The 24,031-nt window shown below is 49.3% G+C and carries 19 protein-coding genes and 1 riboswitch; of the genes, 17 read left to right on the top strand and 2 right to left on the bottom strand.

Annotated elements, in window-relative coordinates; translation table 11 throughout:
• Positions 1-19 precede the first annotated feature (19 nt).
• Positions 20-290, bottom strand: a riboswitch (cobalamin riboswitch).
• 223 nt (positions 291-513) lie between these two features.
• From BUB16_RS00940 to BUB16_RS00880, 12 genes are all read left to right on the top strand, one after another.
• Entirely contained in the window at positions 514-2,412 is a 1,899-nt protein-coding gene (locus BUB16_RS00940) for an ABC-F family ATP-binding cassette domain-containing protein (RefSeq protein ID WP_073058939.1), read from the top strand.
• Positions 2,413-2,422: 10 nt separating this feature from the next.
• Positions 2,423-4,258 carry a MutS family DNA mismatch repair protein gene (locus tag BUB16_RS00935; RefSeq protein ID WP_139240132.1) on the top strand — a complete coding sequence of 612 codons (1,836 nt, stop codon included), beginning with the start codon at positions 2,423-2,425 and terminating at the stop codon, positions 4,256-4,258.
• Between the two features lie 78 nt (positions 4,259-4,336).
• Positions 4,337-5,293 (top strand): threonine/serine dehydratase, encoded by a 957-nt coding sequence (locus BUB16_RS00930; protein WP_073058937.1) that lies wholly within the window; start codon positions 4,337-4,339, stop codon positions 5,291-5,293.
• Positions 5,294-5,343: 50 nt separating this feature from the next.
• The gene (locus BUB16_RS00925) at positions 5,344-6,372 is read left to right on the top strand and encodes a CNNM domain-containing protein (RefSeq protein WP_139240131.1); all 1,029 of its coding nucleotides are present in this window, start codon (positions 5,344-5,346) and stop codon (positions 6,370-6,372) included.
• Positions 6,373-6,863: 491 nt separating this feature from the next.
• Entirely contained in the window at positions 6,864-8,894 is a 2,031-nt protein-coding gene (gene metG / locus BUB16_RS00915) for a methionine--tRNA ligase (RefSeq protein WP_073058934.1), read from the top strand.
• Positions 8,895-9,061: 167 nt separating this feature from the next.
• Entirely contained in the window at positions 9,062-10,417 is a 1,356-nt protein-coding gene (locus tag BUB16_RS00910) for a sodium-dependent transporter (protein ID WP_073058933.1), read from the top strand.
• 67 nt (positions 10,418-10,484) lie between these two features.
• Positions 10,485-11,060 carry an elongation factor P gene (gene efp, locus BUB16_RS00905; protein ID WP_073058932.1) on the top strand — a complete coding sequence of 192 codons (576 nt, stop codon included), beginning with the start codon at positions 10,485-10,487 and terminating at the stop codon, positions 11,058-11,060.
• Between the two features lie 9 nt (positions 11,061-11,069).
• On the top strand, positions 11,070-11,558 hold the full coding sequence (gene accB, locus BUB16_RS00900; protein WP_073058931.1) for an acetyl-CoA carboxylase biotin carboxyl carrier protein: 489 nt from the start codon (positions 11,070-11,072) through the stop codon (positions 11,556-11,558).
• 14 nt (positions 11,559-11,572) lie between these two features.
• A complete protein-coding gene (gene accC / locus BUB16_RS00895; protein WP_073058930.1) occupies positions 11,573-12,922 on the top strand; it encodes an acetyl-CoA carboxylase biotin carboxylase subunit in 1,350 nt (449 codons plus the stop codon).
• 14 nt (positions 12,923-12,936) lie between these two features.
• Positions 12,937-13,317: a glycine cleavage system protein GcvH gene (gene gcvH, locus BUB16_RS00890; protein ID WP_073058929.1), complete on the top strand. Its 381-nt coding sequence runs from the start codon at positions 12,937-12,939 to the stop codon at positions 13,315-13,317.
• A gap of 61 nt (positions 13,318-13,378) precedes the next feature.
• Entirely contained in the window at positions 13,379-14,929 is a 1,551-nt protein-coding gene (gene guaA, locus BUB16_RS00885) for a glutamine-hydrolyzing GMP synthase (RefSeq protein ID WP_073058928.1), read from the top strand.
• A gap of 68 nt (positions 14,930-14,997) precedes the next feature.
• Positions 14,998-16,746, top strand: coding sequence for an ABC transporter substrate-binding protein (locus BUB16_RS00880; protein WP_073058927.1), 1,749 nt, complete (start codon positions 14,998-15,000; stop codon positions 16,744-16,746).
• A gap of 162 nt (positions 16,747-16,908) precedes the next feature.
• Here BUB16_RS00880 and mltG read toward each other — a convergent pair whose 3' ends face one another.
• Both mltG and BUB16_RS00870 read right to left on the bottom strand, forming a co-directional pair.
• Entirely contained in the window at positions 16,909-17,970 is a 1,062-nt protein-coding gene (gene mltG, locus BUB16_RS00875; protein WP_170864233.1) for an endolytic transglycosylase MltG, read from the bottom strand.
• Between the two features lie 14 nt (positions 17,971-17,984).
• The gene (locus tag BUB16_RS00870; RefSeq protein ID WP_073059141.1) at positions 17,985-18,704 is read right to left on the bottom strand and encodes a Bax inhibitor-1/YccA family protein; all 720 of its coding nucleotides are present in this window, start codon (positions 18,702-18,704) and stop codon (positions 17,985-17,987) included.
• A 608-nt stretch (positions 18,705-19,312) separates the two neighbouring features.
• On the opposite strand from BUB16_RS00870, the gene BUB16_RS00865 reads away from it, so the two are divergent.
• From BUB16_RS00865 to BUB16_RS00845, 5 genes are all read left to right on the top strand, one after another.
• Positions 19,313-19,840, top strand: a complete 528-nt coding sequence (locus BUB16_RS00865; RefSeq protein ID WP_280173636.1) for an RNA polymerase sigma factor — start codon at positions 19,313-19,315, stop codon at positions 19,838-19,840.
• 9 nt (positions 19,841-19,849) lie between these two features.
• The gene (locus BUB16_RS00860; protein WP_073058924.1) at positions 19,850-21,166 is read left to right on the top strand and encodes a hypothetical protein; all 1,317 of its coding nucleotides are present in this window, start codon (positions 19,850-19,852) and stop codon (positions 21,164-21,166) included.
• A gap of 234 nt (positions 21,167-21,400) precedes the next feature.
• Positions 21,401-21,874 (top strand): c-type cytochrome domain-containing protein, encoded by a 474-nt coding sequence (locus tag BUB16_RS00855; RefSeq protein ID WP_073058923.1) that lies wholly within the window; start codon positions 21,401-21,403, stop codon positions 21,872-21,874.
• A 16-nt stretch (positions 21,875-21,890) separates the two neighbouring features.
• Positions 21,891-22,469 (top strand): YceI family protein, encoded by a 579-nt coding sequence (locus tag BUB16_RS00850; RefSeq protein WP_139240130.1) that lies wholly within the window; start codon positions 21,891-21,893, stop codon positions 22,467-22,469.
• A gap of 171 nt (positions 22,470-22,640) precedes the next feature.
• Positions 22,641-23,483 (top strand): DUF5777 family beta-barrel protein, encoded by an 843-nt coding sequence (locus tag BUB16_RS00845; protein WP_073058922.1) that lies wholly within the window; start codon positions 22,641-22,643, stop codon positions 23,481-23,483.
• Positions 23,484-24,031 lie beyond the last annotated feature (548 nt).

Raw genomic sequence — 24,031 nt, 5'->3', positions numbered from 1 at the left:
AGCTTTTCTCCCGAAAGCTTTTCCATCATCATTGCCGGCAGGTCTTCTGGCTTGCTCCACTTTCAACAACCTTCCCGTCCCGATAGTAGCGGGACAGTGGTATCGAAGGATTGAAAGCGTTGGCCCGGTTCCTCACCAAGTAATTAATAGTAGTGAGAAATACGGGTTAATCAGGAGCTTACAGCAGCGGGGACTGCTCCGGACTACCTATTCCCTATGTGGGACAGGTCACCGGATTCCCTTTTAACGTCCCGCCTGCAGCGGGACGAACCGCCAATGAATCAGTATGTTAAAAATAGATGATTAGTGAAAGTAACGGTATTCTGTCATATAAGCCAACAGGAAACTGACCCGTCCGTTCAATCCGGGGCCAGTGCTCATTCCGGCAATCCACAGACAAATCATGGTCCGCAAGATCAGGTCCGACGAAAAGGCTGTGAGTCCGTATTACTTTTCTTATCTTATCCCCGCATCCGGGACGTTCACCTTTAATAATCTTGTCAAAAACGATTCATGACCTACCTGTCAACTGAAAACCTGGCCAAGAACTACGGCATTAAGGTACTGTTTGAGGATCTCTCCTTTGGTATTTCAAAGGGGGATAAAACCGCCCTGATCGCTGAAAACGGTACGGGAAAGTCTACCTTGCTGAAGATATTGGCCGGGAAGGAAACCCCGGATGCCGGCAAGGTGATGATCCAGAACGACGTCAGCATCGGCTTCCTCGAACAGGATCCACAGCTGGATGAGGGCAAGACCATCCGCTCCTACATTGCTCAAAGCGACAACAGGATGGTTCAGCTCATCCAGCAGTATGAAAAAGCAGCCCGGGAGCAGGCTGAAAATTACAATGAGGAAACCCGGAAGGCGTTCGAAAAAGCCGCGGCTGCCATGGAGGCGGCCGACGCCTGGGATTACGAGCAGCGAATGGAGCAGATTCTCGGCAAGCTGGATATCCATGACCTGGACCAGTCCATTGCCACGCTTTCGGGGGGACAGCGAAAGCGGGTGGCGCTGGCCTTTGTATTGCTGGACGATCCGGATTTTTTGATCCTCGACGAGCCGACCAACCACCTGGATGTGGATATGATCGAGTGGCTCGAAGAGTACCTGAAAACGAGTACCAAAACGCTGCTGATGGTCACGCACGACCGCTACTTCCTGGATCGCGTATGCAATCACATTATAGAGCTGGAAGACGGCAAAATATACCACCACGATGGGAATTATCAATATTTCCTTGAAAAACGGGCGGAACGGCAGGAAATCGAGCGAAAAAAAATGCACAAGGCCAACCAGCTTTATAAAAAGGAGCTGCAGTGGATGCGGCGCTCCCCCAAGGCGCGGACGACAAAATCCAAATCGCGCATCGATGACTTTGAAGAGCTTCAGGACAAGACCGACAGGGGTCCCGAGGGACCCGAACTGCGCCTACAGATGGATATGCACCGGATGGGTGGCAAGATCCTGGAATTGATCAATGTATCCAAAAGCTATGGGGACGAGACTATTCTCGACAGTTTTTATTATGACTTTGAGAAAGGCGAGCGGATCGGCATAATCGGGAAAAACGGCGCCGGAAAGAGCACCTTCCTCAAACTGCTTACGGGGGAGGAGCCGATCGATTCAGGAAAGATACGGACGGGAGAAACTATCGTATTCGGCCATTACCGGCAGGAAGGACTCATTTTTGACGAAGACCAGCGGGCGATCGATGTGATTGAAGACGTAGCTAAAGTCATCAAGCTTTCAAGCGGGAAAAAGATTTCCGCTTCACAGTTTCTGGAGCATTTCATGTTTACTTCCGAGATGCAGTATACTCCGGTGAGAAAGCTCAGCGGGGGTGAAAAAAAGCGGCTTAGCCTGATGTTGGTGCTCATTCAGAATCCGAATTTTCTGATCCTCGACGAGCCGACCAACGACCTGGACCTGCTCACCCTCAATAAGCTGGAGGAATTTCTGCTCGACTTCGAAGGCTGCCTGATCCTTGTCTCCCACGATCGCTTTTTTATGGATAAGCTTGTGGAGCACTATTTTGTATTTGAGGGGGACGGGGAGATTCGCGACCATCACGGTACCTACGTGGAATACCGGGAACAGCGAAAAAAACGCGAAGCCAAGGCACGCGCCAGACGACGCAGTGACCAAAAGAAAACGGTGTCGCCGGACCGGGAGAAAACGAACGAATCGTCCGGTAGCGAGGGACTCAGTTACACCGAACGCAGGGAATACCGGAAGCTGGAAGAGCAGATCGAAAAGCTCGAATCAAAGAAAGAAGCCCTGGAGTCACAAATCAGCAGTGGTGAACTGGGTCACGAGGAACTGCTGGAGCAGTCAAGCCGGTACGCCGAACTGAAAGAAGAAATCGAAACCCAAACGGAGCGCTGGTTTGAACTCGCCGAACGAGCCTGACCAAATTTTTATGCAAACAACGTATACCCGCGATTCTCTACGACAGGCGCTTCAAAATCAAGTGCGCCGCCTGGAGCAAAAAATATCATCGCTCGACCGGCTCAGCAGTCGCCTGTCCATGATGCGTCTCGGCAGCTTTGTAGCCGGACTATCCCTCGTTTATCTGGCCGGACGTCTGGGTCCCGAGTGGCTTTTCTGGTTAACATTGGCAGCCTTTATCGGTGGCTTCTGGAAGCTGATTAGTATACACTCCCGGGTCGATCATGCCGTCCGGAAATTCAAAGCCTGGCAGACGATACGCGCGACCCACCTGTCCCGCCAAAAACTGCGTTGGAAGGACCTCTCCTACCGGTCGCCTTCGGAGGATTACTCCGATCACCCCTTTGCCGGGGACCTGAATATTATCGGGGAGCATTCGCTCCTCCGGCTGATGGACACCGCAACCTACCAGGGCAGCACCGATAGGTTGGCAGAATACCTGCTTACCGAAGAGCCCGACCCCGCGAAGGTTGAACAGCGGCAGGCTATGGTGAGGGAACTTTGCGGCATGCCGCAGTTTCGGGACCGGCTGCATCTGCAGGCTGAACTGAACGGCAAACAAAAACTGGACGACGACTGGACGCTGGAGGAACTGCTCAATCACCTAAAACAGTCTGAACCGGTCAGATATACCTCTACACTGCTTCTGCTCGGGGGACTTTCGGCCACCAATATCATCCTGGGTATTCTTTATTTGCTGGGGATTATGGGTCCCTATGTCATTTTCAGCTGGGTGCTTTACCTGATTATCTACAACTTCAACAGTGCTAAAATACAGGGACTTTACAGCGAAGCATCACAGGTTGAAAAACTGCTCAGCCGGTTTAATGCGGTGCTCGCCTTTTTGGAGAACTACCGTTATTCCCCCGGTTCGAACGTCAAAGAATTCTGCCGTTCCTTTTGGTCCGGCAGCTATTCGCCTTCCACCTATATCAAACGCATCATTCGCATCGCCGGGGCAGCCTCCTCGCAACAGAGCGAGATCGTTTGGGTTCTGCTCAATTTTCTGGTGCCGTGGGACCTTTATTTTGCACAAAAACTGAGCACTTATAAACAGGAACTGGCTCCGAAGCTGGATGAATGGATCAGCCATTTTTACCAGCTCGAAGCCTTTTCCTCGATGGCAACCTTTGCCTGGCTGCGTCCGGGCTACACCTTTTCCCTGCCCGGCGAACAGTCTGCACGTCCCCTAAAAGCAACAGACCTGGGACACCCCCTGATCCCCGACCACCAGAAGGTGACTAATGATGTAACCATTGATGCCAGGGGAGATATCCTGCTAATTACCGGGTCCAATATGGCCGGGAAAAGCACTTTTCTGCGAACCATCGGCATCAATCTTGCGCTCTGCTTTGGCGGGGCTCCGGTCAATGCCACTTCATTTTCGACCATGCCGTTCCGCCTGTTTACCAGCATCAATGTCACCGACTCGCTGGATGACGGTCTCTCGCACTTTTATGCGGAAGTAAAGCGTCTAAGAGCGTTGCTCAACCTGCTGGAGGACGACCACCGGACGCCCGTCTTCTTTATGGTCGATGAGATCTACCGGGGCACAAACAACCGGGAGCGGCTGCGGGGAAGCGAAGCCTTTCTCAAAAATGTTGCGGGCAGGAACGGGGTCGGACTTGTTTCAACGCATGACCTCGAGCTGGCTCAACTTGAGGAGACCATCCCCCAGCTGAGCAACTGGCATTTCGCGGAAACCATTGAAGACGGGAAAATGAGTTTTGAATATAAGCTGAAACCGGGGCCCTGCCCCACAACCAACGCCCTGAAAATCATGCAGATGGAGGGACTGCCGACGTAGGGGTTGGGGTTCGGCAATTGAGCACTTCATTAAATTCAGCCTTTAAATCAATATTTCCTTACATATTTATTTCTTACTATGAACCTATTCAAAGAAATAACACAGGCCCGCGGGCGCATCAAACATGATCTCCTTTGCACGCCCCTGCTCTATTCCCACTGGCTGAGCGATGCCTGTGAGGGCGAGGTCTACCTGAAAATGGAAAGCGAACAGGTAACGGGCTCCTTCAAAGCCCGGGGAAGCCTGAACAAGCTGAAATGGTTACAGGAACAGCAACGGGAAGGTTTGCCGGTTACCGCCTCGACCGGTAATCACGGGTTGGGCTTTGCCCGCGCCTGTGAACTGCTCGGCATACAGGGCAAGGTGTTTTTACCACACAACGTGGTATCCTCGAAGGTCGACGCCATAAAAAACTACGCTGTGGATATTGTATTCCATGGGAACGGTCCCTTTGCAACGGAGACGTACGTGCGGGAAACAGCCCGGGAAAACGGGTGGATCTACGTCTCTCCCTACAACGACCGACAGGTGGTGGCGGGACAGGGAACCATCGGCGCAGAAATTCTGGAACAGCTTCCGGGGCCCGATAACATCCTCGCCACTGTGGGCGGGGGCGGACTCATGTCCGGAATTGGGACCTATATGCGGGAATACGCACCCGGCACTTCTCTCTACGGCTGTCAGCCGGAAAACTCGCCCGAGATGAGCGTGAGTGTCCGCGCCGGCGAATACCGGGAAACAGCATCGAAAGAAACGATCTCGGATGGCTCGGCCGGTGGGTTCGAAGCCGATTCCATTACCTTTGATCTGTGCAAAAAACTGGTGGATGACTTTATACTGGTTTCCGAAGAAGAAATTGCGAGTGCTATTCGGTCTGTAATAAAATACCATCATAAAATAATCGAAGGGGCCGCAGCTGTGGCGGTTGCAAGTTTATTGAAAAAAAGATCGCAGTTCAAAAACCAAACCACCGTTGTGATCGTATGCGGGTCCAATATTCCTCATGAAAAGCTTCAGAAAATTCTCTGCCGCTAAGAACCTGTCGGACATAGCACATCAATGGCGAGTCCGTCGTATAACGGATTTTGTATTCAAAAAGCCTCCTGATCAACGCTTTTTATGTAGCGGCAGAATTTGCCTTGACCCGCCTGCGTCAGTACGACCGCGAAGAACTCGAAGACCATGCCGGGCTCAAAAGGGCCTGGGAAATGACCGAAACCCTGGAAATCTATCTCACCTCCTGTCAAATCGGTATTACGACGACCAGTATTTTGCTTGGCGTTATTGCAGAGCCCGCGGTTACCGAACTCATTGGACTGCTTTTCACCGCGGATACGATCGGTTCCATTTCTTCCCATACTGTTTCCATTATATTATCTATTACACTCATAAACCTTGTTCACACAATCTGGGGCGAACAAGCACCGACCTACCTGGGCGTGGAACGGGCTAAAACGGTTGCCAAATATGCTGCTTTCCCGCTCTACTGGTGGACCTATGCCATTTATCCGATTCTGCTCTTTGGGGACCGCATTACCAAAGCTACACTCCGGCTGTTCGGCATTGAAATAGGCCGGTCTTGGCTTAACGAGCAAAGTACGTCCGGTTCCGGCGACATTCATTCGCAAATGGTTGACCTCCTTAAAACCAAGGGCGTTTCAGGTGATCGCCGCGAAGAAGTCCTCAATGCTCTCGATATCGATAATATACCCGTCAAAGAGATCATGATTCCCCGTCAGGAGATCATCAGCTTGAGTACGGAAAACACCATCCGGGAAAATATCGATGTTATCATCCGCCATATGCACGCCCGCTACCCGCTGGTTGGTACTACCCTTGACGATGTAAAGGGTATCCTTTATACTCCCCAGATTACCGCTAATATGGAACCTCTTCTTCGAGGAGAAAAAGAGCTCGATGACTTTGACTGGCCCCGAATGATTGTCCCCCAGGATTTACCGGTCAGCAAGCTCATTGACCAATTCCAGGTTGAGCATCAGGAGCTCGCCCTGATAAAGGATGATGGACGTATTACAGGACTTGTTACCCTCACCGATGCCCTTGAAACCATTATAGGAAGTGCCGAAGACCCGCTGGATTTGCTCAACGACTGACAGCGTGTTCCCTTCCCTTCATTACTTTCTATTTTATATATGCAGTCCCAGTGAAATTGTAAACAGAATCCTTACAACCTCAAGTACTCTGACAAATACACTCTGTCGGCCTGAACTATGCTTTACACACCTCCCGAAGCAGTAGGGTGCTCAATTATACCCTGTTTTTAGAATACTATAAATATTATTGTTACTGTTCCAGGAAATCCACCCTGCGAATTCTGAGCCGTCGCGGGAGCGGGCACCGTCAAACCGCCCGCAAATATGCTTGTTTAAGCGAGCGGTAGCGAGTGCGTTTGCGTTTTTACAGGTTTGCCGGTGCGTTGCTCAGGCGGAGAATTCTCAGGTGGTGAGTTTTTTTGGTTCGTTTTTTCCTCGTTGAAAAAAAGAACAAGATCACATTCAATCCCACTATATAAAACCATTTTTGTTATTTTAGCTTGGATACACTTATTTTCGACCATTCTTGTCAACCCTGAATATTATTATCAATGTCAAAACGCACACTTGTCACTTCTGCCCTCCCCTACGCTAATGGACCTATACACCTGGGACATTTAGCCGGGGCCTATCTGCCGGCCGATCTGTATGTCCGCTATAAACGCCTGCGAGGCGAAGACATCCTCTATATCTGCGGCTCCGATGAACACGGTGTACCGATTACCATTGCGGCGGAAGATGAGGGCGTGAATCCCCAGGATATTGTAAACAAATTTCATGAGCGGAATAAAAAGGTGTTTGATGAAATCGGTATATCCTTTGACTATTACGGACGGACAAGCTCTCCGGTCCACCACCAAACCTCCCAGCAGATTTTTACCAAGCTGTATGAAGACGGGGTTTTTGTCCAAAAAACAGAAGAACAGCTGTATGATCCCAAAGCAGAGATGTTTCTGCCCGACCGCTATGTAAAAGGGACCTGCCCCAATTGCGGCTATGAAGAGGCCTATGGCGATCAATGTGAAAGCTGTGGCGCATCACTCTCTCCAACCGACCTCCTCGACCCCAAAAGTGCCATCACCGGAGATACGCCCGAGACCAAAAAGACGAAGCACTGGTACCTGCCGCTTGGCGATTTCCAGGAAAGGCTTGAAAACTGGATTGAAAGCCGGGAAAACTGGAAACCCAATGTAGCGGGACAGGTAAAAAGCTGGCTTGACGACGGTCTGGCAGACCGGGCCGTTACGCGCGACCTGACCTGGGGAGTCCCCGTCCCCCTTGACGATGCGGAGGACAAAGTCCTCTATGTCTGGTTTGATGCCCCCATCGGATACATTTCAGCAACCAAAGAGTGGGCGCAGCAGCAGGGCGATCCGGAGCGATGGAAAACGTACTGGCAGGATGAGGAAACAGACTTGATTCATTTTATCGGCAAAGATAATATCGTATTCCACTGCATCATGTTTCCGGCCGTGCTGATGGCTTACGGAAAATACGTCCTGCCCAAAAATGTGCCGGCCAACGAGTTTTTGAACCTGGAGGGAAAGAAGCTGTCCACCTCCCGGGGCTGGGCGGTATGGCTGGAAGAGTACCTCGAGGACTTCGAGGCCGACCTGCTCCGCTATGTGTTGGGAACGATCCTTCCCGAAACCAAGGATTCCGATTTTTCCTGGGAGGATTTTCAAAATAAGGTAAACAGCGAGCTGGCTGATATTCTGGGCAACTTCGTATTCAGAACCACCTCTTTTACCCATAAATATTTTGATGGCGTTGTGCCCGAACTAAAAAATGCGTCAGACAGGGATCGTGAAACGCTTGCCCTTATTGAGGTCCAGAAGGAGCAAATAGCCGCCGCCTATGAGCAGTTCAAGCTGCGCGAGGCCATTGCCGAAACCATGAAGCTGGCCCGCATCGGTAATAAGTACTTTACCGATATGGAGCCATGGAAATCGCGCAAGGAAGACATCGAAAAATGCGGCAATACCCTCCATGTCTGCCTGCAGATTACGGCAGCGATAAGTCTCCTCTTCGATCCCATACTACCCCATAAAATGGAGATACTGCGAGAAGAGCTGAATCTCTCAGAAGATGATATGGAATGGGATCGTATCAACACGACGATCGTCAAGAGCGGGGATCACATTGAAAAGGGAGAAATCCTTTTTACCAAGATCGAGGACGAACAGGTGGAAGAACAGCTCCAAAAACTGAAAGAACGTGCCCGTGAGAATATTTCCGAAGATCGGTACGAACCGCTCAAAACGAATATGGCGTTTGACGACTTTATGAAAATTGATCTCCGGGCCGGTGAAATTGTAGGGGCTTCTGCCATTGAAAAAGCAGACAAACTGCTTAAGTTAACGGTCGACCTCGGTTTTGAACAGCGAACCGTTGTTTCAGGCATCGCCAACGACTTCTCCGCCGACGATATTGTAGGACAAAAGGTATGTATCGTGGCAAACCTGGCTCCCAAAAAACTGATGGGGGTAGAAAGCAACGGGATGATTCTGATGGCCGAAGAGGACGACGGGTCCCTGAAATTCGTGGAAACAAATGCAAAGCCGGGAAGTGTGATAAACTGACACGCTGCACAATACATTATATTGATATATCGCTGAACGTCTCGGTTATGTTCAAGAACAGCTGATACAGCACACAAATATCCATTTGTAAGTATACTGTTGACATTACATCTTGTGGGAAATTTATTTTAACCTGTATCTTTTAACATTAGAATAGGAGTCTATCTTTGGCGACATCAACAACATCACGGGGCAACTGGAATTCGAAAATGGGATTTATCCTGGCGGCAGCCGGTTCAGCCGTCGGATTGGGCAATATATGGGGATTTCCGACACAAGTAGCCTCTAATGGCGGGGCTGCATTTCTTTTTATCTACCTTTTGTGTGCTTTTGCCATCGGTTTTCCGGTTATGGTTGCTGAAATTACGATGGGACGCAAAACGGGACGTAATCCTGTAGGTGCTTTTAAGGTGCTGGGGAACAACAAGCTGGTCTATTCAGCCATTGGGATGTGGGGACTTATCTGCGGGGTTATGATTCTCGCCTTCTACACCGTTATAGCGGGCTGGACCGTCAGTTATGTTTTTGAGGAAGTCTTCTTTTATCTGGGCATGACCGACTGGGCCTCGTGGATTTCCAATACGGGCAATGGACCCATTAATGCCGTCTTTGCCACCGTTTTCATGGGAGCGACCATCTCCATCATCCTGGGGGGCGTCAGCGACGGTATTGAACGGGCGACAAAATTCATGATGCCCCTGCTGCTCATTATCCTGGTGGTGATGATCGGCTACGTTGTTCTGCAGCCGGGAGCCGGGGTGGGACTCGAGGTATATCTTTTCCCCGATTTTTCAAAAGTGACCCCCGATCTTGTGTTATCGGCCATGGGTCAGGCGTTTTTCTCGCTATCGCTCGGCATGGGGGCCCTGATCACCTATGGTTCATATTTAAGCAAAAAGGAAAATATCCCGGAGGCTGCGGCTTATGTGACCCTCATGGATGCCTTTATCGCCTTTCTGGCCGGCCTGCTTGTCATCCCCACCATGTATATGGCCCAGGCTCAGGGAGTGCCTATTTTTGATGACAGCGGAAACCTGCTGGCAAGTGCGGCGCTTATATTCCAGGTATTGCCGGAGCTGTTTCATGAAATGGGGGGACTATTGGGCCTTATTTTCGGAGGCACCTTTTTCTTTCTTCTCAGTATTGCTGCCCTTACTTCCACGATTTCCCTGCTGGAGGTCCCCGTCTCCTATGCCATCGATGAACACGGGTTAAAGCGCAAAAGCGCTGCAACCTATATTGGCGGAGGCGTACTGGCCATATCACTGATCATCTCTTTTGACACTTCCCTGATCGATCATTTTGTTTTTATTTTTAATGAAATAGGACTTCCACTCGGCGGATTCCTTATCTGCCTGTTTCTCGGCTATTACTGGAAAACGGATAACGCCCTGGCTGAAATGCAGGAAGGCTACCCAACGGTTATGACATCCTTTTTTGCCCGGGTATGGCCCGTGTTTGTCAAGGTTATTGCGCCTCTGGCTATTCTCTATAACCTGCTGTCCGGTCTGGGTATAATTTAACGCTTGTTATCCTTCATCCGACATGGTATTTTTGTGCCACTAATTTTAAGAATGATAACCGATATATATGGCAAAAGTTTCAACCTCTAATTTCAGAACGGGGATGGTCATTGAAGTCGACAATGAGCTTTATTCTATTGTCGACTATCAGCACGTAAAACCCGGCAAAGGCGGTGCCTTTATCCGAACCAAGCTCAAAGGCGTGGTCAACGAAAAAAATATTGAAAAAACCTTCCGCTCCGGGGAAGATGTTATAGAAGTTCGCGTCGAGCACCAGCCCTACCAGTTTCTCTATCTTGATGGGAACCTGTATTACTTTATGCACCAGGAGACCTATGAACAGATTCCGGTGGAGGAGGAACGGGTGGAAAAATCGGAATTTATAACCGAAGGCCAGGTTTGTACGCTCGTGGTCGATGTCGATAACGAAAAGATACTGTATGCTCATCCCCCCGACCATATCGTAGCTGAAGTGGCCGATACCCGTCCCGGCCTAAAGGGCGATACCGCCCAGGGTGGCAGCAAACCGGCCACCCTTGAATCCGGAGCCACCGTGCAGGTCCCCCTGTTCATCAACGAAGGGGAAAAGATAAAGGTCGATACCCGCACAGCCGAATATATCGAACGTGTAACATCAAATTAATTTTCTATCATGGATTTAAGAGTAATTGAAAATCTTCTCGAACTCATTGCCAAAAGCGAAGTTAATGAAGTATCCATAGAGGAGGGAGATTTTAAAATCAAAGTAAAAAAGAAAGCGGACGTTGAACAGCCATCCATGCCGGTACAATATCAAATGCCGGCACAGGCGCTGCAACAACCGGCCGGGGCACAGCAACCGGCCCCGCAACAGCCGACACCGGCGAAAGAAGAAGACGACGGCGAGGAAAAATCTGACCAGCCTACAGGAGAAGTCGTCAAATCGCCCATCGTGGGTACGTTTTACCGGTCCCCTTCTCCCGAAGACGATCCCTTCGTCAAAGTCGGCGACCAGGTGGAAGAAGGACAGACAATCTGCATCGTAGAGGCGATGAAAATTATGAATGAAATTGAATCTGATTATTCCGGTGAAATCAAAAAGATTCTCGTTGATGACGCAGAGCCGGTAGAATACGATCAACCATTATTTATCATCGGATAAAACAGAGAGAATTCATGTTTAACAAAATTCTTATTGCCAATCGCGGCGAAATTGCTCTTCGAATTATTCGCACGTGTAAAGAAATGGGCATCAAAACAGTGGCTGTCTACTCCACCGCCGATAACGACAGCCTCCACAAAAAATTCGCAGATGAAGCCGTCTGTATCGGTCCCCCGCCCAGCAAAGACAGCTACCTGAAGATCCCCAGCATTTTGGCCGCAGCAGAAATAACAAATGCAGAAGCCATACATCCGGGCTATGGTTTTTTATCCGAAAAAGCTGAATTCTCGCGCATCTGTGCCGAACATGATCTCAAGTTTATCGGTCCCTCCCCGGAGATGATTGACGCTATGGGCAATAAATCCGTGGCCAAGAAAACGATGATCGACAGCGGCGTACCGGTCGTGCCGGGCAGCGACGGGGTGGTCGATGATGTTGAGGAAGCCAAGCGCATTTGCAAAGAGATCGGCTATCCCGTAATTATCAAGGCCTCCTCGGGCGGCGGGGGACGCGGCATGCGGGTAGTCCATGAGGAGGAAAACCTGCAACAGGCGTTCGGTACGTGCAAATCCGAGGCGAAAGGCGCTTTTGACGACCCTGCCGTTTACATCGAAAAATTTGTACAGGATCCCCACCATGTAGAGATACAGATTCTGGGCGACCAGCATGGCAATGTCATCCATCTTGGGGAGCGCGACTGTTCCCTGCAGAGACGCCATCAAAAGATTTTGGAGGAGTCCCCCTCTCCTCTCATGACGCCCGAACTGCGGGAAGAGATGGGACAGGCAGCTATCGATGCGGCCCAGGCTGTGGACTATGAAGGAGCGGGTACGGTAGAATTCCTGGTCGACAAGGACAAGAAGTTTTATTTCATGGAAATGAATACACGTATACAGGTTGAGCATCCGGTGACTGAAGAAATTACCAACTACGATCTGGTGGCTGAACAGATTAAAGTGGCTGTGGGAGAACAGCTGGAGCAAAAGGAATTAAAAATGCGCGGTCATGCTATTGAGTGCCGCATTAACGCAGAAGACCCCACCCACAACTTCCGTCCCTCTGCCGGTACCATTGAGGTATTCCATACACCCGGGGGACACAGTGTACGCATTGATACCCATGCTTATGCGGGATACAGAATCCCCCCCCATTACGACTCTATGATTGGAAAGCTGATCGTCAGCGCTCCCACCCGCGAAGATGCCATAAAACGCATGCGGCGCTCGCTCGAAGAGTATATTATTGAAGGGGTCAAGACGACCATTCCGTATCATCTGCAGCTGATGGATGATGAGAATTTCCTGAAAGGAGAATTCAACACTCACTACCTTGAAGAATTTAATTTTAATCCCGACAGCAATTAGGAAACCACAGCATTATGAACTATCCCGAGGATCTGAAATATACGAAAGAACACGAATGGATTCGCGACAACGGCGACAAGACGGCTACCATTGGCGTTACGGATTTTGCCCAGAGTGAGCTGGGTGATATCGTTTTTGTGGAGATTGAACCGGAAGGAACCGAATTCGAGAAAGATGAGGTTTTCGGAACGGTCGAAGCGGTAAAAACCGTATCAGAACTTTTTGCACCCGTTGACGGCGAAATTCTTGAAATCAATGAAGACCTGGAAGTGGAACCTGAGCTGGTCAACGATGATCCTTACGGGGATGGCTGGATGGTCAGGATTGCTCTCCGTGACGCCTCCCAGCTCGATGAACTCATGTCGCCCGATGAGTACCAGGATATTGTAAGTTAAGTCAATCACATTAATTCAGGCATCCCCGCGGTGTCATTTTACATAGTAATATTTCTTTTGCATGCAACATCGACCCTCTGACTGGATCATTATACTTGACTACGGCTCCCAGTATACCCAGCTGATTGCGCGCCGTATTCGTGAGCTGAATATTTACTGCGAGATTCATCCTTTTAACAAAGAGCTCTCAGCTTTTGCGGATCAACCCCCGAAAGGAATTATCATGTCTGGGGGACCCAGCAGCGTCAATGACGAGGGAGCGCCCGGCTTGAATTCCGGCCTCTTCGAGTGGGACGTCCCGATCCTGGGCATTTGCTACGGGCTTCAGATTCTGGCTCATAATAAAATACCCGGCTGTGTGGAACAGGCTGATCACCGTGAGTTCGGCCGCTCCGAGCTGATCGTTGACGACGCTACCGACTTGTTCAGAAACATCCCCCAGGAGTCGGTTGTCTGGATGAGCCATGGCGACCATATCAAAAAACTGCCCCGGGAATATGAGATCATAGCGCACACCGATAACGCCCGTGTGGCGGCCGTGCGGCACAGGGAGCAGCAAATTTTCGGGGTTCAATTTCATCCGGAAGTCGTGCATACCGTGTACGGACAACAGATACTGGAGAATTTTGCCTATGAGATATGCCATCTGGAAGGCACCTGGACCGCCCGGTCGTTTATTGAATCCACCGTTAAGGAAATCCGGGAAAAAGTCGGTGACCATCGCGTGCTGTGCGGACTCAGCGGCGGCGTAGATTCTACGGTGGTCGCTACGCTCGTTCACCAGGCCATTGGCGACCAGCTGCAGTGTATCTTTGTGGATAACGGGTTGTTAAGGAAGAACGAGTTCCGGGATGTGCTGGATATCTACGAAGAAGAGCTAAACCTGCCGGTCAGGGGAATTGACGCCACCGATCGCTTTTTGGCAGAGCTCAGGGGAGTGATCGATCCTGAACAAAAGCGAAAAATTATCGGAAACATTTTTATCAATGTTTTTGACGATGCTATTGCCGGCGATAACGATTTTAAATTCCTGGCCCAGGGTACGCTCTATCCGGATGTCATTGAAAGCATCTCGTTCAAAGGCCCCTCTGCCACCATCAAGTCACACCATAATGTGGGGGGACTGCCGGAAGAGATGAATCTCGCACTGGTGGAACCGGTCCGTGAGCTGTTCAAGGATGAAGTGCGGAATGTGGGACGTGAACTGGGAATTCCCGATCATTTTATCAAACGGCATCCGTTTCCGGGTCCCGGACTGGGTATCCGTATTCTTTCGGATGTTACCAAAGAGAAACTTGCTCTGCTGCGCGAGGTCGATGATATTTTTATCGGGGAACTGCGAAAACAGGATCTCTATGATGACGTATGGCAGGCGCTTGCGGTATTGCTCCCCGTGCAAAGCGTGGGTGTGATGGGAGACGAGCGCACCTACGAATTTACGGCCGGCCTCAGGGCCGTAACCAGCGTAGATGGCATGACCGCCGACTGGGCCCACCTGCCTCACCCTTTTTTAGCGCATGTTTCCAACCGTATCATCAATGAAGTCCGCGGTATCAACCGGGTCGTATATGATGTCAGCTCCAAGCCCCCTTCAACAATCGAGTGGGAATAAGGAATAAGGCAGAACAAAATACGTTACCTACGGTTAAAGCTATTTCGCATTCTTCAACCAGAGATTTTATGAAATTGTATTTCCCCTATATTTCCCGGCCGCTATTATTGGTTGCTACGGCTTTTCTCCTGCTGGCGGGACCTGCTTCGTTCCCTGCCGCTCATGGTCAGTCTCTTGAGAAGGGAATTAAACTTTACCAGGATGGTGAATACGCCAAGGCCGCCGGACTGTTTGATCAGATACATTCCGACCAGGGACTCCTTTTTGCCGGAAAATCATACTTCGGGATGAAGGATTATGCGACGGCCAGGAGCCGTCTGCTCAATATCAGGGAGGAAAATAATCCCCAGATTTTAACCGAGGCGAACTACACGCTGAGTCTCATCCACTTCAAGCAGAAAGATTTTGGGGAGGCGCTCAGCCGGCTGGCGCCGCTGACAAGCCAACAGCTCAGCCCGGAGATTGCCGCTGAAAGCAACAGGCTATATGAGGACCTCCTAAAGTACCTGACATTTGAACAGCGAAATACGATAATGGACGCGGTCGAAAGTGACTCTGTCAGATATGATTTGGTATCCTCCGCCCTGGGACGGGTAGAACTGGAGGAAGCCCGGACGCTCTTTACCAAGTTGCGCAACGGCACCGAGACCATTTCATCAGATCAGCTGGAAGAGATTTCCTCCCTCCTCAGCGACGACGCCGAATATGCCGACCTTCAGGAGGTAACGGGGCTGGAAGCTCCCGGGGGACTAACTTATACTATCGGAGTCGCGTTGCCGGCCTACTCCCCCGACAAAAACGACTATCCTGTGGTCCGGGGACTGTATCTCGGCTATACCCTGGCTGCCGAACAATTCAACCGCCGCCATGAGGTAAACGTTGAGCTGACCTATCACAATACAGGGATTGAGTCTGATTCCGCCCGGCAGGCGCTGGAAGTCCTGAGTTCGACCGGGGTCGATGCGGTCGTCGGTCCCCTTTTCTCGGAACGCGCCCAATCGATGGCAAAGGTGTCGTCGCAACACCGAACACCGATCCTCGCTCCACTGGCCAATTCAGAATCCATCACCCGGAAAGACGGCTATTTTTTTCAAGTCAATCCCCCGCTCAGTATTCACGGAAAAAACATGGCTCGTTTTGCGGTCCGTACGCTTAATTTCGATAAAATAGCGGTTTTGGCCGAACGCGGCACGCTCGGGGAAATATCGGCCAAGGCTTTTCGCCGGGAGATGGAACAGTTAAATGCCGAAGTTCCGTACTTTTTCGTAGAAAATCTGGGGTCAAGCGGGTACGGACTATCTCAATATACCCGCTACTTTACGGAAGATCGCCTCTCCACCGCAGAATCATCGGTGTCGGCCGTCTATGCGCCTTTTACAGGTGATGCGACACCAGCACTCATCGATCATCTGTTGGGACAACTGAACTCCCTGGAGAGCAACGTTGCCGTTTTAGGATCACAGGAGTGGGCAAATGCTAATACCTCAACCGATAAAATCGGCACGCGGGCGGTATATTTTACAGAAAGTTTTTACAGCCGTCCCGGAAGCGCCGAGATCGATCAGTTTGAATCCCGGTTCAGGGATCGCTTCAACCAGGATCCCAATCGATTTGCCATGATCGGATATGACACGGCCATGTTCCTGCTTCAAACGCTCGATCGGGTGGTCAACCCGGCCCTGCTTAAAGAGGGCCTGGCCGATCAACCTCCCTATAACGGATTGATCACCAACATTCACTTCAACGGGTCGAATATCAACCAGAAACTGATGCTGTTTAAAATTACCAACAGCAGCACGCACCTGATAAGTGAATAATACGTTGTGCGGCCGGTTTCCGTCAGGTCTTCAGTATCCATAACCTGTAACTACTGGACTGGTAAAGACGTTTTGGAAGGAACTGTGTTAGCACGCTCTCAGCTCGGTTGACCGCACATCAGGTGATGTGAATACCAGATAAATTAATAACAGCTAACAGGATCAGTTTCCCTCCTCCCGGCGCTCCCGCTCTCGCTTAATGCGATATTGCTCTTGCAGCCATTCTCTCCACTCCGCACTTTTTCGCTGATGTTCGCTGTATGTTTCGGAGAACCCGTGGTTTCTATCGGGACTGGCTACCATGTAAAGGTAATCATGATCTGAGGGAAACAGGGCCGCCCTGATGGAACTTTTACTCGGATTGGTAATGGGTCCCGGTGGTAAGCCCGAATGAATATAGGTGTTATAGGGATGATCAGTCTCATAATCTTTATACAGCAGTCTCCTGCGCTCTCCCACGGCATAATTAACGGTAGGATCGGCCTGCAGCCTCATCCCTCTTTCCAGCCGGTTCCAATAAAGTCCGCTTATAGTATCCTTTTCACTTTCGAGGTTCGCCTCCCACTCGATGATGGAAGCCATCGTGATAATCTCACCGACCGACTTATCCAGTTCCTTAAACCGTTCTTCAAATTCAGTTATGATCTGATCTTCGAACGTGTCAAGCATTCGCATTATGACCTCCTCGGGGGGTGCGGTCCAGTAAAAATCGTAGGTCGCAGGGTACAGCCGGCCGATGACTCCTTGAGTGTCCACTCCGGCACGAGCTAAAAGAGAGGAATCGGACAATGTTTGTTTCAGGGCGGTTGAATCAAAACGAAAAGCTTCCGAGACCTTTCGTATGAATCTGGACTTAGGCTGACCCGGCAAAATGGTAACCCGCATCGGATCCTGAATCCCGTTGCCGATTTTAGATAGTATTTCTTCGTACGATATTCCCTCCTGAAGCTGATAACGCCCCTCCTTGAAGGTAGTCCAGCGAAGCGTTTGAAGAGCCCAGTCTAATTCTTCTTCACTGCGTAGGATATCCTTTTCATTCAATGTACGCACCAATCCTTTTCTATCTGTTTGCTCAGAAAAGTATAGCACTACGGACTCCTCTGCAGTAAGTGCAGGTTTTTCATACAGGCGCGACCAGCGTGATTCAGCCACCAGAAAAGCGGCCGCAAGCAACACTATAAGACCCAAAATAAGTTCGATGCCGGAAAAAAATCTGTTAGCCACGTATATCGATCTTTCTATCTACGCTGTAATTTGGAGAGAAGGCGAAGAATCTCAATATACAGCCACACCAGCGTGATCATGAGTCCAAAGGAAGCATACCATTCAAAATACTTCGGGGCATCAGACCCGGCGCCTTGCTCAATCATATCAAAATCAAGCACAAGGTTAAGTGCAGCAACCCCCACGATAATTAAGCTAAAGCCGATACCCATAAATCCATTACCATGAATTAAACCGATATTGATGCCGAAGAAACCCAGCACAATACTTGCCAGGTAGACCAGGAATATACCTCCCGTGGCTGCTACAACCCCCATTCTGAATTGCTGGGTAACCTTGATTAAACCCGACCGATAAATCATGAGCATAGCGGCAAATACACCGATCGTCAATAATACGGCATTAAAGACAATACCGTTATACATGTTAGCGTACTGCAGGGAGATGCCTCCCAGGAATAACCCTTCCAACCCGGCATAAACCGGGGCCGTTACGGGGGACCACTGTTTTTTAAAGATCGTAACCATAGCTACGATAAAACCACCGATCGCTCCACCCCATATAAACAACGGCAGGGGTTGGTACCAGCTGATGGAAGCCCCCAGCAGTAGGATCAGAAATAAAGCAGCCGTTTTATTGATCGTTCCGCTGACGGTCATAGCCTCCTCCCCGGAGACAGCCCGACCAGCCTGTTGAAAGGTTTTCGTGGTAAGCGTAGGATTTCCTGTTCTCATAAGGATTGTTGTATTAAAAAATTCACGCGAAATATACCATCTGTTGACCATGAATAACAATTCTGAAGGATAAATATTTTATTTCAGGATTTATTGTAACTTTTTTGATTTTAAATCGTATTAGCTATTATAAAGCAATACTTTGGACATTTCTTATGTCCAAAATGCCCTAAAGAATAAGCTCTCAACTTTGACCGGTTGAGAGCTTTTTATTTTATTAAAGCCCTTCTCAATCTCAAATTATCCAAGTTGACAAGTACTGTTGATACTGGAGAGTAGAAAGTCCAGCCGGAGTACGCCTCTCGGTATACCTCTCCGGGAAAGAGATTCCGTAGCGACTGCCATTTCACAGGTAATCTTTTGACTGCCTCTATAACCGAAAGAGGTAATTCAATTGGCCAGGCAAATAAAAAGAAACCTTTGCAAAACCTTCTAAAAATACATTCCCGTGATCATAATTTGTGAGCAGTTGGACGGTGGCCTGGATTATTTTCTCAGAAAAAAACTGGATCCGGAGGCAACCCTGTCCTCTTAAATCTTGTATAGTAAAGTAGAAGGAAGTAGAAAATGGGTGCAAAATGCAATCTACTCATTAAAAACAAGCGATCTTGATTAGGGAAATCATAAAGGGATGTCAAAAACGGCATCGGGCAAGCCAGAAAAAGCTTTACAAAATGTTCTATGCCTATGGTATGAGTATTACGCTGCGGTATGCCGATTCCAGGGATCAGGCGGCGCTCATTCTTAATGACGCTTTTATGAAAGTCTTTACGGGTATCGATAGCTATAATATGAAGCGGCCCTTTAAGCCATGGTTGAGACAGATCATTATCAACACCGCTATTAATCACTTTCACAAACATGAAAACGAGTTGAAATTAGAACAGTTGGAAGCAGCACGCAATAAAATGGACAGCCGGGAAACGATTATCAGCAGTATTTCTTACGAAGAAATCATCGACATGGTTCAACAGCTTTCGCCTGCATACCGAACGGTCTTTAATCTTCATGTGATAGAGGGCTTTAAGCACAAAGAGATAGCAGAAATGCTTGATATTTCTATTGGGACCTCAAAGTCCAACTTGTCTAAAGCGAAAAATAATTTACAGGCTATCCTACAGAAAAATTTTATTTAATCCGTCATTATGCCTGAAAACAAGAATCATAACGAAGATCCGATTGAACATCTCTTCAGGGAAAAAGCTGAAGAATATGATATCTCATACCGGGAAGAGGACTGGCTGCAGCTTGAGAAAAAGTTAGACCGGCAGGATCGACAGCACGCCGCTCAAAAAAAACGATGGATCATCGCGGCGGTCGTATTGTTTCTCTTCTCCCTGCTGGGATATGCCGTATATCAGAACTACCAGGATATTAACAGGATAAACGAACAACTGAGCGAACAGCAGGCGGTAGACACAGAAGAGCAGGAAAACAGGGAGGACCTTCCTGCTGAGCAGCAAGATTCGCAGGAAAACCGACAGAACGGTGATAATGAAGATGCCGGCGGGTATTCAGAATCGTCATCCGGCACCTCGGAAAACGGTGCCATAACGCCGGAAGAGCCCCGGCCTTCCATTACCGAACGAGAAAGCACCGGAGGAGTTGATGACGATGAAACGGATAGTGGCCCGGAAGTCTCGGAGTGGACCGTATCTGACGATGCCATCTCCCGCATATCCGCCGAAGAGCTCTCCTGTGCAGCATGCCGACTCTCTGATTCAGTCTCCGGGCAAAAGGAACAAGCAACCATACCCTCATCCCGCACAACAAAAGCTATGCAGGAAGCAATGGCTGCACGGGAAACATCGTCCACAGCTGATGTTTCCGGGGGACAAGAACGCAGGCAGCCGCCCGCATCTGTTTCCAGGGCGTTTATAGGTCTTGTGGCGGGACCCGATCTGAGTACGGTCGGTGCCTTGTCTGATTTCGATCAGCCCGGCTACAACCTGGGATTGCTGCTCGAATACCGCTTGAGGTCAGATCTCAGCATACGGGGCGGCCTTATGCGAGCCTCGGTAAACTACGTCGCTGACGGCAGCGAATACCATCCTCCCGGCGGTTTTTGGTCGTACGACACGGTGCCGGACCAAACTTCTGCCCGATGTATCATCCTGGATATCCCCGTGAGTTTAAAATACGAATTCTGGCAGCTGGAGCGCTCCCGTTTCTATGCTACGGCGGGCTTTAACTCCTATATCATGCTCAACGAAGAGTATCGTTTTGATTATGGCTATGAACATTCTGAGAGCGATCCGGTTCGGCAGTGGAGCGGCAAAACGGGTACTCGCCACTGGATGAGCAATGCCAGCCTCTCTGTGGGCTATGCCATTGACCTCAACCCCCGTCTAAGCCTGCAAGTTGAACCATTTCTGAAGCTGCCGGTGAGAGAAGTGGGATGGGGCAATGTCAAACTGTATTCAATGGGCAGTTTTATTTCCCTGAACTATACCCTCTATTGAAAATCAAGAAGCTACGAATGAAATAACTTTGCCGCCAATAACTTTAACACCCAAACTCAACGGTTATGAAACCCTACAATTGTATTATCCGATCCTTTCTTGTGTTTGTGTTTATTGCGGGCCTGTCGGCCGGCTGCGGTGACAACAGCACCGATCCGCCCTCTTGCAAATCGCAACCGGTCACTAATACCTGTTAATCGTTAATTTGCATACCCCAACCCAAAACTACCAGTTATGAAACCACGTACAGATAACCTTCGACCCAAAAGCACTTTCCTGCTGAAGCAACACAACCTGTTTCTAACCCTTCTGTGCTCATTCGGGCTCCTGCTGACCTCCTGCGGCGACAGCAGTACCGGTCCCGGGAACGGGAATGGAAACGGAAATGGAAATGGAAACGGTGAGCCCCTTGAGCCTACGTTTACCAACGTCCAGGAAATATTTTCCGATAATTGTGGAGACTGTCACATCGGGCAAGAACGAAGCGGCGTGCGGCTGGACGGCTACGACAATGTTATGAACAGCAGTGGCCAGCAGTACGGGGGAGCAGTCGTGGTGGAGGGAGAACCGGACAATAGTCCCCTTGTCGACAAAATCGAAGAAAATCCCACACAGGGGGATCGCATGCCCCAAAACCGTACTCCCCTTACCAGCGATGAGATATCGCTTATCCGGGACTGGATTGCCGATGGCGCACCCAATAATTAAGGCTGAAATAGCAGGTATGAACTACGGAATAACACGAACAATACAGGGCTGGCTGTTGATCGTTGTCGGCGCCGTCTTGCTGGGAATCCCAGCAGAAGGCTACGGCCAGGTCTACTTCACAGAAAACGGGCACGCCGAGTTTGATTCCTCCGTGCCGCTGCACACTTTTACCGGCAGATCGGACCAGCTGGTGGGTAAAATCAATCTGCCCGATTCGACCGTCGATTTCTACCTCGATGTGCACACCATAGAGACCGGCATCGCAAAACGGGACAGAGATATGCTCGAAACCCTCGAAGCCGAACAGCATCCTTTTGCTGAGTTTTTTGGGAAGCTGGCCACCCCTTTTGATCCGGATTCAGCGAGTCCCCAGGAGGTTACGGTAGAAGGTGACTTCAGCGTGCACGGGGTAACGAATCAGGTCTCCATTGACGGCAGCCTTCAAAAGTCGGCAGAAGGACTGAAAGTAACCGCTTCGTGGACCATTAATATGGAAGATTATGATATTGAGCCCCCGGGTATTCTCTTCTACCGGGTGAGTGAAGAGATTCCGATATCTATATCGGCAACCTTGCCCCCGCAGTCATCCAATTAAAATACAATGGTTATTATATGCCCATGATTCGAACCCACAGGTAACAACCAGCAAAGATGAAACAGCTATATATGGCTGAAATAATCCGTTCGTACGGCAGCTGCCCGTGCTACCGTTCGAGTATCAAAATCGCAGTAACAACTATTTAACGAATCATAAATCACTAGTGATATGCACATTGCCAAAACTTCCATTTTGATTATTCTGCTGCATCTAATAACAGTCTCTGCGGTACTGGCACAAATGGAGAGAGAACGGTCAGTGGTCAATCCAAAAGTCGACGCCTTCTGGACTCCCACCCTGATAACACAGGCAACAACCCACCATCTCGCAGCCCGTAATCTAAACGTAACGATCATGCACAGCTTTGGCATTGCTACCAGCAATGTTGTACGTGATTTCTTCGGCTTCGACAACGTGCAAAATGTCCGCCTCGGTCTCGATTTAGGTCTGACCGACCGCTGGTCGGTGGGGGTCGGCCGGTCATCACAGCTCAATGTGGTAGATATTAGGACCAAATATGCTCTCTTTCAGCAGGATAAATCTGACAAGACACCGGTAAGCATTTCCTTAAAAGGGGATCTGGGCATTGTAACCCAGGAAAACCGCCGTCCGTTGGAGGATGATATCAGCACACAGGCTTCCGTTGTCATTTCCCGCAAATTCAATGATACCTTCAGCCTGCAGGTCAACCCGATGTATGCTCATTTCAACTATCTGAACACAACAGGAACATATGACCTGTTTTCCCTCGGCATCGGCTCTTCCGTCCAGCTTTCCAACCGTTTTGCACTCACCGCCGAGTACTACCCCGTCGTAGGAGATCGCGTGGAAGGGACAAACAATGCTTTTTCCCTGGGACTGAATATTCAGACAGGGGGACATGTTTTTCAACTCTTCTTTACTTCATCCGAATGGCATCTTGAACAATATGTCCTGGCAAACAACGATAATCAATTCTGGGCCGGAGATTTCCGTTTCGGTTTTAATGTTAATCGTATTTTTGGCCTTTAGGAGAGCTTTCCTGCCGTATCATAACACCTAAGTTTTTTTGGAGGCCTTTGAAAAACCAGGGATTTTGATCAATATCAACCCCTGAACGCATTCAAAACCGCCGTAGCATACAAGGCATATATGAGGATCTTGAATGCGAGAGAATGCAGAGATTGTACAAAATATGGTTTTGTAAAAAACTTCTTATCCCAATTCATATTCATAGAAGATTATCTCGCAGAGCGCTCCACTTCCAATAGTCCCAATTATAAGGATATTTCCCATACATGGGTAAATAATTCGAGGTAATCGCGAGATATTTTCAGCCCGACTCTGTTGCTGACGAATTCGATACGGTCATAAATTTAACAGGATAAGCTATTGCAACAGATTGACTTAAATACTATGTTTGATTAGAAGTGAAAAGCGGATCTTCAAAATCTGTGTACCATTTTTGGTCTTTTGGGCGGCTCAGGGCAATATGACAAATACCCGGGATTCTCTCTTTATTATTGGCTTTACATAAAAAGACAAGTACTTTGAGAATTAAGCCAGTATTGCATTGGATG

The organism is Fodinibius roseus, from assembly GCF_900129315.1.
In the GTDB taxonomy this organism is placed as follows: domain Bacteria; phylum Bacteroidota; class Rhodothermia; order Balneolales; family Balneolaceae; genus Fodinibius; species Fodinibius roseus.
This window is presented reverse-complemented; position numbering and strand designations above follow the sequence as displayed.

What these genes read in the sequence shown, in the direction of transcription:
- BUB16_RS00880 (WP_073058927.1), top strand. Translation starts at nt 14,998, where the DNA reads ATGAAATTGTATTTCCCCTATATTTCCCGGCCGCTATTATTGGTTGCT.
- BUB16_RS00940 (WP_073058939.1), top strand. Translation starts at nt 514, where the DNA reads ATGACCTACCTGTCAACTGAAAACCTGGCCAAGAACTACGGCATTAAG.
- BUB16_RS00935 (WP_139240132.1), top strand. Translation starts at nt 2,423, where the DNA reads ATGCAAACAACGTATACCCGCGATTCTCTACGACAGGCGCTTCAAAAT.
- BUB16_RS00855 (WP_073058923.1), top strand. Translation starts at nt 21,401, where the DNA reads ATGAAACCACGTACAGATAACCTTCGACCCAAAAGCACTTTCCTGCTG.
- gcvH (WP_073058929.1), top strand. Translation starts at nt 12,937, where the DNA reads ATGAACTATCCCGAGGATCTGAAATATACGAAAGAACACGAATGGATT.
- accB (WP_073058931.1), top strand. Translation starts at nt 11,070, where the DNA reads ATGGATTTAAGAGTAATTGAAAATCTTCTCGAACTCATTGCCAAAAGC.
- efp (WP_073058932.1), top strand. Translation starts at nt 10,485, where the DNA reads ATGGCAAAAGTTTCAACCTCTAATTTCAGAACGGGGATGGTCATTGAA.
- BUB16_RS00860 (WP_073058924.1), top strand. Translation starts at nt 19,850, where the DNA reads ATGCCTGAAAACAAGAATCATAACGAAGATCCGATTGAACATCTCTTC.
- BUB16_RS00930 (WP_073058937.1), top strand. Translation starts at nt 4,337, where the DNA reads ATGAACCTATTCAAAGAAATAACACAGGCCCGCGGGCGCATCAAACAT.
- BUB16_RS00870 (WP_073059141.1), bottom strand. Translation starts at nt 18,704, where the DNA reads ATGAGAACAGGAAATCCTACGCTTACCACGAAAACCTTTCAACAGGCT.
- metG (WP_073058934.1), top strand. Translation starts at nt 6,864, where the DNA reads ATGTCAAAACGCACACTTGTCACTTCTGCCCTCCCCTACGCTAATGGA.
- BUB16_RS00850 (WP_139240130.1), top strand. Translation starts at nt 21,891, where the DNA reads ATGAACTACGGAATAACACGAACAATACAGGGCTGGCTGTTGATCGTT.
- accC (WP_073058930.1), top strand. Translation starts at nt 11,573, where the DNA reads ATGTTTAACAAAATTCTTATTGCCAATCGCGGCGAAATTGCTCTTCGA.
- BUB16_RS00845 (WP_073058922.1), top strand. Translation starts at nt 22,641, where the DNA reads ATGCACATTGCCAAAACTTCCATTTTGATTATTCTGCTGCATCTAATA.
- guaA (WP_073058928.1), top strand. Translation starts at nt 13,379, where the DNA reads ATGCAACATCGACCCTCTGACTGGATCATTATACTTGACTACGGCTCC.